The organism is Parafrankia elaeagni (genome assembly GCF_000374165.1).
Taxonomy (GTDB): Bacteria; Actinomycetota; Actinomycetes; order Frankiales; family Frankiaceae; genus Parafrankia; species Parafrankia elaeagni.
Window position 1 is genome coordinate 14,886 of the sequence record NZ_KB893738.1, and the last position, 15,766, is coordinate 30,651.

Genomic DNA, 15,766 nt, shown 5'->3' on the forward strand with positions numbered 1-15,766 from the left:
CGCTACCGGCGGGCTCATTCTCGCCGGCGCGTCGGTCAGGTCTACTCGAGACCGTTGTCCCGCAGCACCTTGCCGACGAGCTCCATGTACTCCAGGTGGCCCTTGAACGGGCCGCGCCTGCCGATGGCGGCTTCCAGGAAGGGACCGTACTCCTCGTCGTTGACGAAGGTCTGCCAGTGCCGGATCTCACCGTTGTCGTTGGTCTCGACGAAGGTGGTCGAGTGGAAGCCCATCTTCAGTCCGTCCCTGGTATGCCCTTCCCACCGGACACGGGCAACGTACCCGTTGTCGGCTGCCCAGCTGGTGTAGTCGACAAGCTTCCAGTCCGGAAAGGTGACCGAGTATGCCTTGGCCTCCTGGATGGCTGAGGCGGCTATGGCCTCGAAAATAAGCGAGGCGTCTGCGCCGCCAGAAATCTCACCCAGGTCGATCACGTCGTGCCCGGTGAAGTACGGCGACGAGTAGATCGCGTCGGGCGCGAATTTCCAGCTGTCGTAGGTTGCGCCGTCCTTCGTCCCCTGGTGGAGGTAGGCGTCCCGATAGCTGTCGGCCATGCGCTGATGTAAGGCAATCTTCTCTTCGAGGTTCATCGCGGTCCCTGCTGGTCGTTGGACTTACAGCCGTCGGCCGGTCGGTCGATCCTGGCCTGCCTGGCTGTCCGGTCGTTGGTCGTGAAGACAATCAATCGATCGTATGATTAACCGTCTGGCGCAGTGCGTGCAAGAGTTTTCTGGCGTCGAGTCGTCCACGGCGGGCTGCGGCGGCCACCACCTGCGTGGCCCGAAGCGGGGGTTGAACTGTCGGTGGTACGTCACGTGCAGTTGGTGACGCTGGGCGAGTCATGAATATGATCATGCCGTCCTGCGAGCTGAGGTCGATGTCGTTGCCGTAGGCCTCGGCGACCTGGATCGGCAGGTCGATGACGGAGAACGTCGGGCGGGCGACTGCGCGGTCGAGACGGTCCGGAATGTCCGGGCGGCCGTCCGGACAGCCTCCGGAGATACGACATGTCTTCTTCACCTTGTCCGACGTGGGAACGAGTGGATTGCCGAATCGTTCTCGGTGAGTAGCCGGCTGACCACACGGGATGGTGTCCGGCAAGGGGGACTCCGATGGTCAGGTTCGCCGGTCGTCGTTGACGCCGAGGAGCTGCCCGGTGATGCGGGAGGACGCGCCAAGGCCCGACGCCCCTCCGGTCATGATCACGGTGGTCCCCTCGAAGGGCATGGGTGTACGTCCTTCCGGTCGTGGAGGGTGGCTTGACGGCACCCGAGTGTGGCGTGCATCATGTCGCTAATCAAGCAATTGGTTAGTTTTCGTTTGCGTCGACGGCGCTGGCTACCCGGCGTCTGGCGTTGCTCTGACATGGACCGCGAGCACCGTGCTCCCGACCGGGCATCCACGGCCACCGCACGGTAGGTCACTGGTGCGCTCTGTCAGGAAGTGCGGTGGGGCACGCATGCGTACCCCTGCGCGTGAAGTCCTCCTGCCCACTGTTTCCCCCGCTTGAGGAGAACTGGACTGATGACGATCGAGGCGACGCGGCCCGGGGAATGGCTCGACGACACGAAGATCGGACTGTCGGGCCTGGATTCCGTCCCGGTCGACTTCCAGTGGAAGATCCCGACCGAGCGTTACACCTCGCCGGAGATCGCGGCGCAGGAGCGTGAGCTGATCTGGACGAAGACCTGGCAGGTCGTCGGCCGGGTCGGTGCGTTGGCGAAGGCCGGCGACTGGAAGACCTACCAGCTCTTCGAACAGTCCTTCATCGTGGTACGCGGCCGCGACGACGTGATCCGCGGTTTCGTGAACGCCTGCCGTCACCGTGGCAACCTGCTGTGCGCGGAGCGATCGGGCACCTCACGGCAGTTCCTCTGCCAGTACCACCTGTGGTCCTATGACCTCGAGGGTAACTGCCGGGGCATTCTGCGCGAGGGCCTCTCGGGAGTCGACAAGAGCGACGTCTCGCTGGTGCCCGTTCCGGTGGAGACGTTCGGCGGTTTCATCTTCCTCAACCCGGACCCGGACGCGAAGCCTCTCGCCGAATACCTCGGTCCCGAGGTCATCGAACTGCTGCGGCCCTACCAGATGGAGCAGTTCATCACCGTCATGGACGTCGAGGAGCCTCTCGAATGCAACTGGAAGGTCGTCATGGACGCCTTCCAGGAGGGCTACCACGTCTGGGGCGTCCACCCGCAGCTCCTGAACGTGATCTACCCGGACCCGGAGAAGGGCCGCTACCGGTTCCTCGGCGACCACAGCGTCGCCACGACACCGTTCGACGTGCCCAGGGGCGAGCGCTTCGGCCCGGAGGAGCAGGTCGCCGGGATCCGCAAGCTCCCCGAGACCTTCCCCGCGGTCCCGCTGATGCTGCCTCGTTTCGAGGAGCTCGTCGCCGAGAACCGCGGAGAGGACGGCACCCTCGTCTTCCCGGAGGGCGTCACCGCGCGCACGCTGCTGCAGCGGGCCACCCGCGACACACTCACCGGCATGGGCCTGGACGTCAGCGGGCTGACGGACAACCAGATGACCGACAACCAGGGCTGGGTCCTCTTCCCGAACTTCTTCATGACGGTCCGCGCCGGCGAATGCCACATCACCATGCCCACGCCGCACCCCTCCGGCGACCCGAACAAGTGCGTCTGGCACGTCGCCAGCTACATGTACCTGCCGGCGGAGCTCACCGAAGCCGCGAAGGTGGACCTGACCGTCGTCAAGGAGCCGGGCAGCCACACCTACTTCGAAGCGCTGCAACAGGACTACGAGCAGATGCAGCGCCAACAGGCCGGCCTGCGAAACAGCCGCCTGGAATACGAGACGATCACTCGGGAGGAGATCGTCGTCGCGAACTTCCACCGCGTTGTCGACCTGTACCTGGCCGACGCCGAATCCTGAGTGGTGTGGCCGACCCTGACCGGTCGGCCGGCGAGACCGGCTGTGGTCCGGCTACACCTGTCCGAAGATTGTCAGCCCCACTACTGGGAGTTATCGATATGGTGCTCGCGCTGCGCGACCTTGACGAGGTCATCGGCGACTACACGGGCCTGTCGCGGGTCGTGCTGGAGTACACCCAGCTGATGAAGAAGCTGGTCGACGCGGGCAGGGAGCCCGGGTTCTCGGTCGACCGTTGGGCGCCGGTCGCCGATCTGGTCGCTGTCGACTCCTTCGAACGGATCGGCCCGTTCAAGGAGACCATGAACTGGTCGGAATACGCCGCGTTCCTCACCCAGTGGGCACAGACCTCCGCCTGGGAATGCTCGTTCAAGCGGGTCACCGAGGTCGGCAACCTGGTGCTGCTCGAGCTGGAGGAACGCAGCACGGTCTCCGGATTCAGCAGCGCCGTGAACTCCGCGACGACCTACGAGTTCGACGCGGACGGCAAGGTAGTCCACCTTGCGGTGTACCTGCAGATGCAACTGCCCGACCCGGAAACGCTCAAGAGCTACCAGGGCATCCAGATCACGGAGTGACGCGCGTAGCCCGGCACCGCGGCCCGCTGACGGGCTGCGGTGAACCGATCCACCCATCTCAGGAAGGGAGTGCTCGCATGGCGCGCATCGAGCCGCTGCGGCCCCGCCAGTTCTCACCGGAGATGCGCTCGGCCCTGGCGGCCATGCTCCCACCTGAACCGCGCTATCCCATGCCCAGTGCTGAAGGGCGGCCCAAGGCACTCGGCATGCTGGGGACCTTCGCGCACCACCCCCACCTCGCGCGAGCGTTCCTCACCTTCAACGGCCAGGTGCTGCTCGCCACGACGCTGAGCCAGCGGCAGCGCGAGATCCTCATCCTGCGGGTCGCCGCACTGCGAGCCTGCGACTACCTGTGGGCCGAGCACGTCCACCTCGCGCAGGAGGTGGGGCTCACCGCCGAGGAGATCGGCCGTGTCGCGGCAGGCCCCGCCGAGTCCTTCAACCCGCTGGATGCCGTGCTGCTGAGCGCCGTTGACGAGATCATCACCGACGGACTGCTCGCGGACGGCACCTGGGCGACCCTCGCCGCCGAACTCGACACCCAGCAGATACTCGACGTCATCTTCACCATCGGTGCCTACGAGACGGTGTCGGCCATGCTCCGAACCTTCGGCATCGGACTTGACGACGCTCCGGGCCCGTCGTGACCTTCGGTCGGCCTTCCAGGTGCCGCCAGGGCACGGTGGTCCCTCGGCAGTCACGACGGCGGGATCCCGAGTCACGACGGCGGGATCCCGTCACCTGGTGTTCGCGTGCGAGACTGGAGGGAACGACAACCAGGAGAAACAGTGGCGAGCACCCCATCGCTGTTGGGCAGGCCGGTCGGCTCCCGAGGCGATCAGACGAGACAGCGCATTCTTGACGCGACTCTGCGCTGTGTCGCCGAGGTCGGCTACGCGCGCGCCACCATCCGCGAGATCGCCCGGGCGGCCGGCATGACCAGCGGCAGCCTCTACCACTACTTCCCGAACAAGGCCGAGCTGGTCAAGGAGACCTTTCGTGAGGTCGCGCAGCAGACGGCGCCCCGTTTCGCTCTCGCGGTGGAAACCGTCGACGGCGTTCTCGACAAGCTCATGGCGGTCCTCGACGAGGCCGACCGGATGGTCCGCGACAACCCCTACGCGGTCCCCTTCGACCGCGCGATCCGGGTGGAGAGCGCCGCGGACCTGCACCTGGCCGAAGAGAGCGACACCATCGTCACCTCCATCCACCGTGTCGTCATCGAGATTCTGCGCGAGGCCGACGAGCAGGGAATCCTCACCGACCACGTCGATCTCCAGGCCGCCACGAACGCCATCGACGTACTGCTCATGGGCCTCTACGAACACGCGCTGACCACACCGGCCGACACATACCACACAACCGTCCACGCCCTGAAACTGCTGATCCGCGGGATGTTCTTCGACCAGGCCCGGCTCTCGACACTCTGACGGGGTGTGGCCGCCCTTCCCGCTGCCTTCCCGCCACCGTCGCCCGGAGTCGCGTTCCCAACCTGGGAGATCGACCACGACAACTGTCGGGTCGGACAGTCGGCGGCGCCGGAGCGTTGTACCGCTCGTGGCGGAACGGATTGTCTGTCAGGGGTGAACCCCACTGCTTGACAGCGACCGATTATCACATGCACCATGCCATCAATCAATCAGTTGATTTGGTTCGGGTGTCGATGGCGCTGCCCTTCGACGTCCGGTGCTGGGCTCGCGTAAGCGCGGCTCGTTACTCCGCGTGCCCCGCTGTCCCGCCCGCGAGACCGTGCCCTTTGTGAGGAGAAGTGGACTGATGAGGACATGAGGACCGGGGCGATCCGACCGATCCGCGAGGAGTTGGGCATCCATGACGACACGGTTTGACGGCACGGCCGCGCTGATCACCGGCGCCGGGTCCGGCATGGGCCGCGCGATCACCCTCCGGCTGGCGAGTGAGGGCGCTGCGGTGATGGCGGTCGACATCGACGAGGGTGGGCTGGCCGAGACCAGGTTCCTGGCGACCGGAACCGTGTCGGTCCGGGTCGTCGACGTCGCGGACCCCGCCGCGTGCGCCGAGGCTGTGGCGGCGGCCGTCACCGAGTTCGGCCGGCTCGACGTGCTGGGCAACGTCGCCGGGATCTACGTCCCGGCGCACGTCACCGAGACCAGTGTCGACCTGTACCGGCGGACGCTGGCGGTCAACCTCGACGGCCCGTTCTTCCTGTCCCAGGCCGCGATCCCACATCTGGTGGCGGCCGGCGGCTCCATCATCAACATCGCGTCGAATGCCGGAGTCCAGGGCGTGCCCTACTCTGCCGCCTACGCGGCGAGCAAGGGCGGCCTCATCCAGCTGACCCGGTCGCTCGCGGTGGAGTACATCAAGACGCCGCTGAGGGTGAACGCGATCGCGCCGGCCGGCACACTGACCAACATCGCCAGGACCGTGAAGTTCCCCGAGGACCGGGACCCGGACCTCGCCCGCCGGATGGGTGGCTACCGCGGTGTCGCCATGCCGGAGGAGATCGCGGCGCTGTTCGCCTTCCTCGCGTCGAGTGAGGCGAAGTCGATCACCGGTGCTGTCTACGCCGTCGACAACGGCCTCACTGCCAGCTGAGAGGAGCATCGGTGGACCTGCAGGCGCTGGCCGACAAGCTCGAGATCCAGGAGCAGTTGGCGCGTTATGCCCGTGGCGTGGACACGAACGATTTCGAGCTGTGGAAGTCGGTCTTCACACCCGAGGCGGTCATCGACTACACATCGACGTCAAGCTCGTTGCCTGTTGCCAAGCGTGACGACATGGCGGTTCTCCTTGAACAGGGCCTGGGCAGGGCGCCCTGGAAGATTCACTACGTCACCAACGTGGAAATCGACCTCGACGGCGACCGTGCCAAGGTGATCGCCCAGTTCTACAACCCTATGCAGGTTCCTGGCATGGCCGAGCCGAGCCACTGCGGCGGCTACTACTTCCACGACTTCGTGCGTACACCGGACGGCTGGAAGAGCGAAAAACTTGTCGAAGAACTCGTCTGGTTCGTCAACAGACCTGGCGACGGGGGTTGACCGTAACGCGTCCGGCGTTTCTCCGGGGCGCGTCGTCGCGTTTTCTCGGACTGTCATGAAAATGCACCCCGCTGGCGGACCCGTCCCGAGACCGGCAGGAGTCGCCGTCCCCGGCGAACCGGTCCGCCGGGGAAACGGATACGTGACGAGTGTGGTGTCGCGCAAAGTGAAAGGAACGGGCATGGTCGACGTCGACTCCATCGACTTCTTCACGGACAACGAACTCCTGCACGATCCATATGACTATCTTGCCGCCCTGCGCGGGGAGTGCCCGGTACGCCGGGAGAAGCATCACGACGTGGTGATGGTCACCGCCTACGACGAAGCACTCGCGATCTACAACGACACCGACCGGTTCTCGTCATGCCTTTCCGTCACCGGACCGTTCCCGGGCTTTCCGGTGCCTCTCGAGGGTGAGGACCTCTCGGACCTGATCGCCGAGCACCGCGACAAGCTGCCGATGAGCGATCAGCTGCCGACGCTGGACCCGCCGGTCCACACCGCGCACCGCGCACTGCTGTCGAAGATGATCACTCCTCGCCGTCTCAAGGAGAACGAGGAGTTCATGTGGCGGCTCGCCGACCGCCAGCTCGACGCGGCGCTGACCGGCGGGCGCTGTGAGTTCATCCGCGATTTCGCCTCTCCGTTCGCCATGCTCGTCATCGCCGACCTGCTCGGCGTACCGTCGGAGGACCAGCCGGAGTTCGTCCAGCGACTCAACCGGCCGCACACCGGCACACTGGGCAGCACCGGCGGCGACCCGATGGCACAGTCGCCGTTGGAGTTCCTGTACGAGAAGTTCACCGGCTACATCGAGGACCGCCGCCGTCACCCGCGCGGCGATGTCCTGACCGGAGTCGCCTCGGCCACGTTTCCCGACGGAAGCACTCCGCCGGTGATCGACGCCGTCTGCGTCGCCGCCAACCTTTTCGCCGCCGGCCAGGAGACCACGGTCCGGCTTCTCAGCACCGCGGTGATGATGCTCGGCGAGGATCCCGAGCTGCAGACGAGGCTGCGGAACAACCGCGACCTGATCCCCAACTTCATCGAGGAGTCCCTTCGCTACGAAAGCCCCATTCGTGGCGACTTCCGCGTGGCGAAGGTCCCGGTCGAGATCGGCGGAGTGCAGTTCCCCAGCGGCACCATCCTGTTCCTGGCCAACGCCGCGATCAACCGCGACCCGGCCAGGTTCCCCGAGCCCGACACGTTCGACATCGAACGTGGCAACGCCCGCAGCCACGTCGCGTTCGGCCGCGGCGTCCACAGCTGCCCCGGCGCCCCGCTGGCCCGTGCCGAAGCCCTGGTCAGCCTGCAGCGGCTGTTCGACCGCACGACGGACATCTGGATCGACGAGGACGAGCACGGCCCCGCCGGAGACCGGCGCTACAGCTACCTGCCCACCTTCATCCTGCGCGGGCTCACCAGGCTCCACATCGGGTTCACCTCCGCCGGCGGTGACGCGTGACCACCGTGTCGATCGACTCGGAACGCTGCGCCGGCCATGGTGCCTGCGTCACGGTCTGCCCCGACGCGTTCGCCCTCACCGGCGACGGCTACGCCGAGTTGACCGTCGATCGAATTCCCGAGGAGCTCGTCGAACTCGTGGAACGGGCGGCGGCCCAGTGCCCGGAGAGAGCGATCCTCCTCGCCGCCCGCTAGTCCGGTTCTCGCGCTGGCGTTCGCGGGTCTGCTCGGCCACCCGGCAGTGGGCGGGTGTGGACGGTGCCGACCAGGTCGGCCTCCACGTCGGTGGTCGTAGACAGCTGACTGGGTCAACTATATTCTTGCGATCGCAGGTGGCCGACATCACGCTGCAGAGATTTGCCCGGCTCTCCGGGGCGCTACAGAGGCCCCGGAGCGACGGCGTCGGCGACGGCGACGGCGACGGCGACGTTGGCAGAGGTCCGCATGATGGCGCCGGTGACCGAGGCCCGACTGTGGGGCACGGCCGTGTGATCGGCCTGACGGACAAGGAGCGGAGAATGGCTGAGGAATTAGTGGGCGACAGCGCGGCCGTCGAGGGAAGCCAGGCCCTGGGCGGCACCTACGGCGGTGGCGTTGTCGAGCTGATGACCATCGACGTCGCGAGAGATCCGAAGCCGACCTACCAGGCGCTGAGAGAGGCCGGTCGAGCGAGGCGGGCGACCGGCATGTTCGGCTCAGCGGTCATTGCCACCGGGCGGCAGGCGGTCGAAGAGATCTTCAAGCGTCCGGATGTGTACTCTTCGGCGGCGCATGCCGGCCGCCTCGGCAATGTGCGGCCGCTTATCCCGATCGAGTACGATCCGCCGCAGCAGCGCAAGTACCGCAAGCTCATCAACCCGATCTTCGCCCCGCAGGCGATCGAACGGTGGGAGGAGCCGGTGCGGAAACTCGTCCACGACCTCGTCGACGATTTCGCCGACGCCGAGGAGATCGACTTCTCCAGGCAGTTTTCGATCCCCCTGCCGTCCCGGATATTCCTCACCCTGCTTGGGCTGCCACTCGACGACCTGCCCACGTTCCTTCGCCTCAAGGACGGTATCGTCCGTCCAGCGGTTCTCCTCGGGCTGCCGGTGAACCATCCGGATGTCTCCGAACTCAAGGCGAGGACCGCTCAGGAGATCTACGCCTACTTCAGTAATGTGCTCGACGAGCGGGAGCGGGAGCGGGAGGACGACCTCCTGAGTCACCTGATCGACGCCGAGGTCGACGGCGAGAGGCTGACCCGCGAAGAGCTCCTTGACATTTGTTTTCTGTTCCTTACCGCCGGCCTTGACACCGTGTCCGCGTCGCTGGACACCTTCATGGCCTATCTTGCCGAGTCCCCCCAGCGCCGCGCCGAGGTGGTCGCCAACCCAGACAACATCGACAACGTGGTCGAGGAGCTGCTGCGGTGGGAATCTCCGGTGATGCTCGTCACCCGCATGGCCACGAAGGATACCGAACTGGCGGGCTGCCCGGTCCACAAGGGCGACGAGATCTATGTGTACATCGGCTCGGCGAATCTCGACGAGGAGGAGCTCGCCGATGCCGGCGAGGTCCGCTTCGACCGCACGGCCAACCGCCACATCGCCTTCGGTGGCGGGGTGCACCGCTGCCTCGGTTCCCATCTGGCCCGAATGGAACTGCGCGTCGTGCTTCGTGAATGGCATGCGCGGATCCCCGACTACCGGATCAAGCCGGGAGCCCGGCTCGATTTCACGCCGGGTGTCCGGTCCATCGACTCCTTCCCGATGCTGCTGGGGGGGAGCGGAGAGTGAGGGCGCCGCTGCCAGCGCCGTCGAGGGCGGCCACTCCCTCGGTCGCGAGGATGATCCGCAATGTCAGGTAGCCCCGTGCTGCAGGGAAAGGTCGCTATCGTCACGGGCGCGGGCGGAGGCATTGGCAAGGCCTACGCGAAGGGACTCGCCGAGGCCGGCGCCGCGGTGGTCCTGGCCGACATCAACATCGACAAGGCTCGGACCGCCGCGGAGGAACTGGCCGCCGCCGGGCATCGGGTGCTTGCGGTAGGCACCGACGTCTCCGACGAGACGAGCGCGAACGCGATGGCGGCCGCGGCGGCAGAGCACTTCGGCTCGGTGGACATCCTGGTGAACAACGCGGCACTGATGGCCGAAATCGTCGGCCAGGGAACGCTCACCACGATGTCGCTCGACATGTGGAACCGCACGATGACCGTGAACCTCACCGGCCCGCTGCTGTGCGTCCGCGCGGTCGTGCCCCACATGAAGAAACAGGGCTACGGAAAGATCGTGAACCAGTCGTCGGGCGGCGCCTTCATGGCGGCCAATGCCTACGGCATCTCCAAGCTGGGCGTCGTGAGCATGACACTGTCGCTGGCCCGTGAACTGGCGCCGTTCGGTATCCGGGTGAACGCCATCGCGCCGGGCTACGTCAACACCGAGGCCGGTGCGGTCGCCGCGCCGCCGGCGCTGCGAGCGATGATCGAGAAGTCGATACCGTTCCCGTTTGGCGAGCCTGAGGAGGTGGTACCAGGCCTGCTCTACCTGGTCGGCCCCGGCAGCGACTGGGTGACCGGCCACACCCTCAACATCGACGGTGGCTGGATACCGCGCACCTGACGCAGTCCTCGCCCCGGCGGCGCCGTCAAGCGGCGTCCCCGTGCGACCCCCGACAGACCTCTGGATGCCGAGAAACGAGAAGATTGTGACGAACGACCAGCTCCCGCGCTGGATCCTGCACGTCGAGTCGGGGCCGGTGAGCCGGGACCCGGAGACGGTCGCCGAGTTCAACCGCTGGTACAACGAGGTGCACGTCCCGGAGATGGTCGCCTTCGAGGGCTATCTCTCGGGTCGCCGGCTCGAGCCGGTCGACGACGACGGCCCGTACATCGCGCAGTACGTGATCGAGGGGGATCCGGAAGAGATCCTCGCTCGCGTGAAGACCGCCTCCGCCGCCGGCGAGCTAAAAATGTCCGAGACTCTGCAGATGAATCCGACCCCGAAAATGCGGCTCATGCGGGTCTCGTTCGAATACGAAAGGTCAGGTACGGAGGCCTGAGCGGCCCGGATCGCTCTGGGGCACCAGCCTGGCCACAAGGGCAGTAGTTCCGGTGCGGCCGCGCTGCAGTGGACTCCTCGGAGTAACGGACAAGGTCCCTCTCGGCCAGGAGGCTGACCAGCGGAGCCCCAGCTCGGGCCGCTGGGGCTGGTCGGCCGTGCCGGGTATCAGGTAGGAGGAAAGCGTCATGAATCTTGACGAGATGATCCTGATCAGTGTGGACGATCATGTCATCGAGCCCCCGGACATGTTCGTCGGCCGGCTGCCGAAGGAGTACGAGGCCGACGCGCCCCAGCTGGTGCACCGGGAGGACGGAACCGACGTCTGGAAGTTCCGCGACACCGTGATCCCGAACGCCGCGCTCAACGCGATCGCCGGCCGACCCAAGGAGGAGTACGGCCTCGAGCCGCAGGGCCTCGACGAGGTCCGCCCCGGCTGCTATGACGTGCACGAACGGGTCAAGGACATGAACGCCGGCGGCCTGCTGGCCCAGATGAACTTCCCGTCGTTCCCGGGCTTCGCCGGCCGGCTGTTCGTCACCGAGGACGTCGACTTCTCGCTGGCGCTGGTCCGCGCCTACAACGACTGGCACGTCGAGGACTGGTGCGGCGCCTACCCGGGTCGGTTCATCCCGATGACGATCCCGGTCATCTGGGACGCGGAGCTGTGCGCGGCGGAGGTGCGGCGCAACGCCGCGCGCGGCGTCCACTCGCTGACGTTCAGCGAGAACCCGGCCGTCATGGGTATGCCGAGCTTCCACGACGAGTTCTGGAACCCATTGTGGAAGGCGTTGTGCGACACGAACACGGTGCTGTCGATCCACATAGGTTCGTCCGGGCGGATCACGGTGCCCGCGGTGGACTCGCCGCCCGACGTCATGATGACGCTGCAGCCGATGAACATCGTCTCGGCCGCGGCGGATCTGCTGTGGTCCCGGGTCATCAAGGACTTCCCGGACCTCAGGATCGCGCTGTCCGAGGGTGGCACGGGCTGGATCCCGTACTTCCTGGAGCGGGCTGACAAGACGTACGACACGCACGCTACCTGGACCATGCAGGACTTCGGTGGCAAGAAGCCGTCCGACGTCTTCCGTGAGCACTTTCTGACCTGCTTCATCACCGACTCGCTGGGGGTCGGACTGCGGCACGAGATCGGCATCGACAACATCAGCTGGGAGTGCGACTACCCGCACAGCGACTCGGCGTGGCCCAACGCCCCCGAGGAGCTGTGGGCGGACTTCCAGAAGTGGAACGTCCCGGGCGACGAGATCAACAAGATCACTTACCAGAACGCGATGCGCTGGTACTCGTTCGACCCCTTCGCGCACGTCACGAAGGAGGAGGTGACTGTCGGCGCGCTGCGCAGGGCGGCCGAGGGGCACGACATCAGCGTCAAGCCGCGTAGCCATCAGGTCATCCAGCCACAGGACAAGCTCAAGCAGTTCCGCCTGCGCGCTCGGGCAGCCGTCGCCGGAACCACGACCAGCCGGTAACGCCGACTCGGCCCCTACTACTCATTCGGACACTCCCCGCCTGGGGTGGCGGGATAGACGCGGCTGACCAGTCCGCGTAGCCGGACCGTCACGACACCGGAGCCCGTCCTACGGCGACCCGGTGGCTCCATCAGGGCCCGGCCGGGTCCTGGCGTAGTGGCGGGCGGCTCGGGCCCGGTTGCCGCAGCCAGCCGAGCAGTACTCCCGCCGCGGCGCGCCGTGGACGAAATAGAGGACGCAGCCAGGTCCGTGGCAGGCCCGTACCCCGGCGCCGGCGGGTCCGCCGAACAGGCACACTGCGTCGTCGGCCAGCGCGGTGAGCGCGAGCGCGACGGGTCGGTCCGCGCAGCTCACCACCACCCGGGGTTCGGGGTCGACGCGCAGCTCGCGCCACCACGGTGTTCGCCGGGCGAGCTTGTTCAGGGCGGCGACCGTGTCGGGATCCGGCTCGCGGCCGTTCGCCGCCGCGCCGGCCAGCGCTCGGACCGTGTCTCGTAGCTCGCGTGCCATCCGCAGGTCGTCCTCGCCGACGGCACGCAGGTCGTCCTCGGTGAGCGCGCCCGTGAGCCGCGGACGCATCGCGCGCATCCAGTCGACCAGGTCCGGCACCGTCCGCAGGGCGTCGCGGGGACGGCCCCGCGTGGCGTGGATGGTGTTGCCCAGCTCGATGGCCGGCGGTTCACCGAGCATCGGTGCGCCGTCGTACTCGGGAGGGGCCTGCTCCATCAATCTAACGCTACCTCCGGGTTGACACCGTTAGAAAGCTCCGGCATCTTTCTAACGGGACGGGTGCGGCCAGGCCGTTAGAACGGCTGATCTGCGAGTCGGAACCAGATCCACACATCGGAGGTGCACATGGGCAATCCTGGGCCGCAGACCGGCCACGTCGGTCTGAACGTGACCGATCTGACCCGCTCGACCGCCTTCTACCAGCGGGTCCTCGGCCTCGAGGAGCTGGGCGGGCAGACCAACGGCGACCGGAAGTTCGCGTTCCTCGGCCGGGATGGCACGCTCCTGCTCACCCTGTGGCAGCAGAGCGAGGGGGCGTTCCCCACGGGGCTGCCCGGGCTGCACCATCTGTCGTTCCAGGTCGCCGACCTCGAGGCGGTCCGCCACGCGGAGGTGGTGCTGCGCGAGATCGGCGTCGAGCCGCTCTACGACGGCGTCGTCGCGCACGGCGAGGGCGCGTCGTCCGGGGGCGTGTTCTTCACCGATCCGGACGGCATCCGGTTGGAGATCTTCGCCCCGACCGGCGCCGAGGCTGCACCCGTGCCAACCCAGGGCGCCCCGACCTGCGGCTTCTTCTAGCAGCCGGGATCCCGACGCGGCCTGCGGTGGCTCTGGGCGTCCTGCCCGGGCCATCGCGGCGGCCATCCCGAACCCCTGCGACGCCGGGAGCCGACACGAGCTGGACCGCCTGCGCGGGCCAGGTGGCGAGCCAACCCGTCCTGACGGAAGGAGCCGGTCATGCTTCACCCGGGCGAACGTTCGGTACAGGCGCGCGCGAGCCTGCCCCCGGGCCCGCGCGGATCGGCCGTCGTCGGCGCCACCATCCCACCGGTGGCCGCGGAGTTCCTCGGGCAGCAACGGATCCTCCTGCTCGGAGCCGCCGACGAGGCCGGCGCGGTCTGGGCCAGCCTGCTGACCGGCACGGCCGGCTTCGTCGCCGCGGTGGACGAGGAGACCATCATCGTCGATGCCCTGCCCGGTGCCGGGGATCCCCTCGAGGGTGCCTTCGCCGCGCGGCGGGACGTCGGCCTGCTCGCCCTCGACCCAGCCAGCCGCCGACGGATGCGGGCCAACGGGAAGGCCCGCTGTGACGGCGGCCGGATGGTGGTCAACACCGACCAGGTCTACTCGAACTGTCCGAAGTACATCCAGCCACGCCACCTCGCGCGGGACGACGCCGAGGCGGCGCGCGGGCCTATCTCAGTGACTACCGGGCTCACCGCCAGCCAGCGGCGCTGGATCTCCGAGGCCGACACCTTCTTCGTCGCGACCCAGGCCGCCGGCCTCGGGGCGGACGCGTCGCACCGGGGCGGGAGCCCGGGCTTTGTCACGGTCACCGACCACGGGCGTCTGACCTGGCCTGATTACCGCGGCAACTCGATGTACATGACACTGGGCAACATCGAGCTCGACCCGCGCTGCGGCCTGCTCTTCCTCGACTGGGAGCACGGCCACACCCTGCAGCTCACCGGCCGCGCCCAGGTCGACTGGAATCCCGACCGGGCCGCGACGGTGCCCGGCGCGCAGCGTGTCGTCGACTTCGAGGTGCAGCGGGTCGTCCAGGTCTCGGCGGCCAGCCCGCAACGCTGGTTCATCGCCCGATTCCCCCGCGACCCGCGAGAACGAGCTCACCGGACAGGCCGATGCAAACAGAACCGCGGGAGACTGTCCGGTTCCTGTTAGCCTGGCGTTGCTTCGCACATCGTTCTCACACTCGTAACGCCGTCTCACACTCGTAACGCCGTGCTCGGCGAGGTGCCTGTGTCACTGCCCCAGCGGAACGTTCCCGGTGAGGATCGGCTGACGTGGCTGTGTGACCAGCTCCGGGCCCAGGGAGCGGTCACGATCACCGGCGCCGCGGCGGAGCTCAACGTCAGCGAGATGACGATCCGGCGGGATCTGGTCCAGCTGGAGGAGCGCGGGGTGGCTCGCCGGGTACGCGGCGGGGCGCGGTCCGTCGGCCCGCGCAGCTTCGCCCAGCGCCGGGATCGGATGGCGGGGGCGAAGGCGCGTATCGCGGCGAAGCTCGCTGGTCTCGTCCCGGACGGGGGCGCGGTGGCGTTCGACGCGTCCTCGACGGTCATGCGGCTCGCCAGCACGCTGACCAGTGCGGATGATCTGCTGGTCGTCACGAACGGGCCCGACACGTTCGGTGTGTTGCGGGACAGGCCGGGGATCTCGGTCCTGCTGACGGGCGGGCGGCTCGATCCGCGGACCGGCAGTCTGGTCGGCCCGCTGGCAAGCCGGGTGGCGGCGGACATCACCGTGCGGCGGCTGTTCGCCTCGGCGGCGGCCCTCGACGAACGGGCGGGGCCGTTGGAGGAGACCCCGGAGGAGGCCGATGTCAAGCGTGCGCTGGCCGTCGGCGCGGAGCAGGTCGTCCTGGCCGTCGACTCCTCGAAGCTCGGCACGCGGGCTGTCGCGCGCTGGCTCGACTGGGACCGCGTCGACTGGCTGGTGACCGAGCTCGACCCGCAGGACGACCGGTTGGCGCCGTACCGGCGGGTGACGCGGATCCGGTGACGCCGCCGCGCCCGCCGGCGCGACGG

General features: G+C 67.5%; 18 protein-coding genes. 15 read left to right on the top strand and 3 right to left on the bottom strand.

All coding sequences use genetic code 11. The features are described 5' to 3' along the window. Positions 1-41: 41 nt before the first annotated feature. Together B207_RS0120030 and B207_RS39940 are read right to left on the bottom strand one after the other, a co-directional pair. Positions 42-590: a hypothetical protein gene (locus B207_RS0120030; RefSeq protein WP_026311252.1), complete on the bottom strand. Its 549-nt coding sequence runs from the start codon at positions 588-590 to the stop codon at positions 42-44. A gap of 91 nt (positions 591-681) precedes the next feature. Further along, complete coding sequence (locus B207_RS39940) at positions 682-1,101, bottom strand: hypothetical protein (protein WP_195905326.1); 420 nt, start codon at positions 1,099-1,101, stop codon at positions 682-684. Between the two features lie 423 nt (positions 1,102-1,524). Between B207_RS39940 and B207_RS0120040 the strand changes: the two genes are divergently transcribed. The 12 genes from B207_RS0120040 (at position 1,525) to B207_RS0120100 (ending at position 12,488) form a co-directional block, all read left to right on the top strand. Beyond that, a complete protein-coding gene (locus B207_RS0120040; RefSeq protein WP_018638387.1) occupies positions 1,525-2,895 on the top strand; it encodes an aromatic ring-hydroxylating oxygenase subunit alpha in 1,371 nt (456 codons plus the stop codon). Positions 2,896-2,993: 98 nt separating this feature from the next. Next, positions 2,994-3,470: a hypothetical protein gene (locus B207_RS0120045; RefSeq protein ID WP_018638388.1), complete on the top strand. Its 477-nt coding sequence runs from the start codon at positions 2,994-2,996 to the stop codon at positions 3,468-3,470. A gap of 77 nt (positions 3,471-3,547) precedes the next feature. Next, positions 3,548-4,117: a carboxymuconolactone decarboxylase family protein gene (locus tag B207_RS0120050; RefSeq protein ID WP_018638389.1), complete on the top strand. Its 570-nt coding sequence runs from the start codon at positions 3,548-3,550 to the stop codon at positions 4,115-4,117. Positions 4,118-4,258: 141 nt separating this feature from the next. Beyond that, positions 4,259-4,900: a TetR/AcrR family transcriptional regulator gene (locus tag B207_RS0120055; protein ID WP_026311253.1), complete on the top strand. Its 642-nt coding sequence runs from the start codon at positions 4,259-4,261 to the stop codon at positions 4,898-4,900. Between the two features lie 400 nt (positions 4,901-5,300). Further along, positions 5,301-6,047: an SDR family NAD(P)-dependent oxidoreductase gene (locus B207_RS0120060; protein WP_018638391.1), complete on the top strand. Its 747-nt coding sequence runs from the start codon at positions 5,301-5,303 to the stop codon at positions 6,045-6,047. An 11-nt stretch (positions 6,048-6,058) separates the two neighbouring features. Beyond that, positions 6,059-6,493 carry a nuclear transport factor 2 family protein gene (locus B207_RS0120065; protein WP_018638392.1) on the top strand — a complete coding sequence of 145 codons (435 nt, stop codon included), beginning with the start codon at positions 6,059-6,061 and terminating at the stop codon, positions 6,491-6,493. 181 nt (positions 6,494-6,674) lie between these two features. Further along, positions 6,675-7,958, top strand: a complete 1,284-nt coding sequence (locus tag B207_RS0120070; RefSeq protein WP_018638393.1) for a cytochrome P450 — start codon at positions 6,675-6,677, stop codon at positions 7,956-7,958. After that, entirely contained in the window at positions 7,955-8,152 is a 198-nt protein-coding gene (locus B207_RS0120075) for a ferredoxin (protein ID WP_018638394.1), read from the top strand. Before B207_RS0120070 ends, B207_RS0120075 begins: the two co-directional genes overlap by 4 nt. A gap of 323 nt (positions 8,153-8,475) precedes the next feature. Then, the gene (locus B207_RS0120085; RefSeq protein WP_084692234.1) at positions 8,476-9,735 is read left to right on the top strand and encodes a cytochrome P450; all 1,260 of its coding nucleotides are present in this window, start codon (positions 8,476-8,478) and stop codon (positions 9,733-9,735) included. A 60-nt stretch (positions 9,736-9,795) separates the two neighbouring features. Beyond that, the gene (locus B207_RS0120090) at positions 9,796-10,557 is read left to right on the top strand and encodes an SDR family oxidoreductase (protein WP_026311255.1); all 762 of its coding nucleotides are present in this window, start codon (positions 9,796-9,798) and stop codon (positions 10,555-10,557) included. A 64-nt stretch (positions 10,558-10,621) separates the two neighbouring features. After that, positions 10,622-10,996 (top strand): DUF4286 family protein, encoded by a 375-nt coding sequence (locus tag B207_RS0120095; protein WP_063820950.1) that lies wholly within the window; start codon positions 10,622-10,624, stop codon positions 10,994-10,996. Between the two features lie 187 nt (positions 10,997-11,183). Further along, the gene (locus B207_RS0120100) at positions 11,184-12,488 is read left to right on the top strand and encodes an amidohydrolase family protein (RefSeq protein WP_018638399.1); all 1,305 of its coding nucleotides are present in this window, start codon (positions 11,184-11,186) and stop codon (positions 12,486-12,488) included. A 108-nt stretch (positions 12,489-12,596) separates the two neighbouring features. On the opposite strand, the gene B207_RS0120105 is transcribed toward B207_RS0120100, so the two are convergent. Then, entirely contained in the window at positions 12,597-13,214 is a 618-nt protein-coding gene (locus B207_RS0120105) for a CGNR zinc finger domain-containing protein (RefSeq protein WP_018638400.1), read from the bottom strand. Between the two features lie 129 nt (positions 13,215-13,343). Here B207_RS0120105 and B207_RS0120110 point away from each other — a divergent pair, with 129 nt between their 5' ends. The 3 genes from B207_RS0120110 (at position 13,344) to B207_RS0120120 (ending at position 15,740) form a co-directional block, all read left to right on the top strand. Then, positions 13,344-13,796 carry a VOC family protein gene (locus tag B207_RS0120110; RefSeq protein ID WP_018638401.1) on the top strand — a complete coding sequence of 151 codons (453 nt, stop codon included), beginning with the start codon at positions 13,344-13,346 and terminating at the stop codon, positions 13,794-13,796. 159 nt (positions 13,797-13,955) lie between these two features. After that, entirely contained in the window at positions 13,956-14,900 is a 945-nt protein-coding gene (locus B207_RS0120115; protein ID WP_018638402.1) for a pyridoxamine 5'-phosphate oxidase family protein, read from the top strand. 78 nt (positions 14,901-14,978) lie between these two features. Further along, on the top strand, positions 14,979-15,740 hold the full coding sequence (locus B207_RS0120120; protein WP_230205128.1) for a DeoR/GlpR family DNA-binding transcription regulator: 762 nt from the start codon (positions 14,979-14,981) through the stop codon (positions 15,738-15,740). The last annotated feature ends 26 nt before the right edge of the window (positions 15,741-15,766 follow it).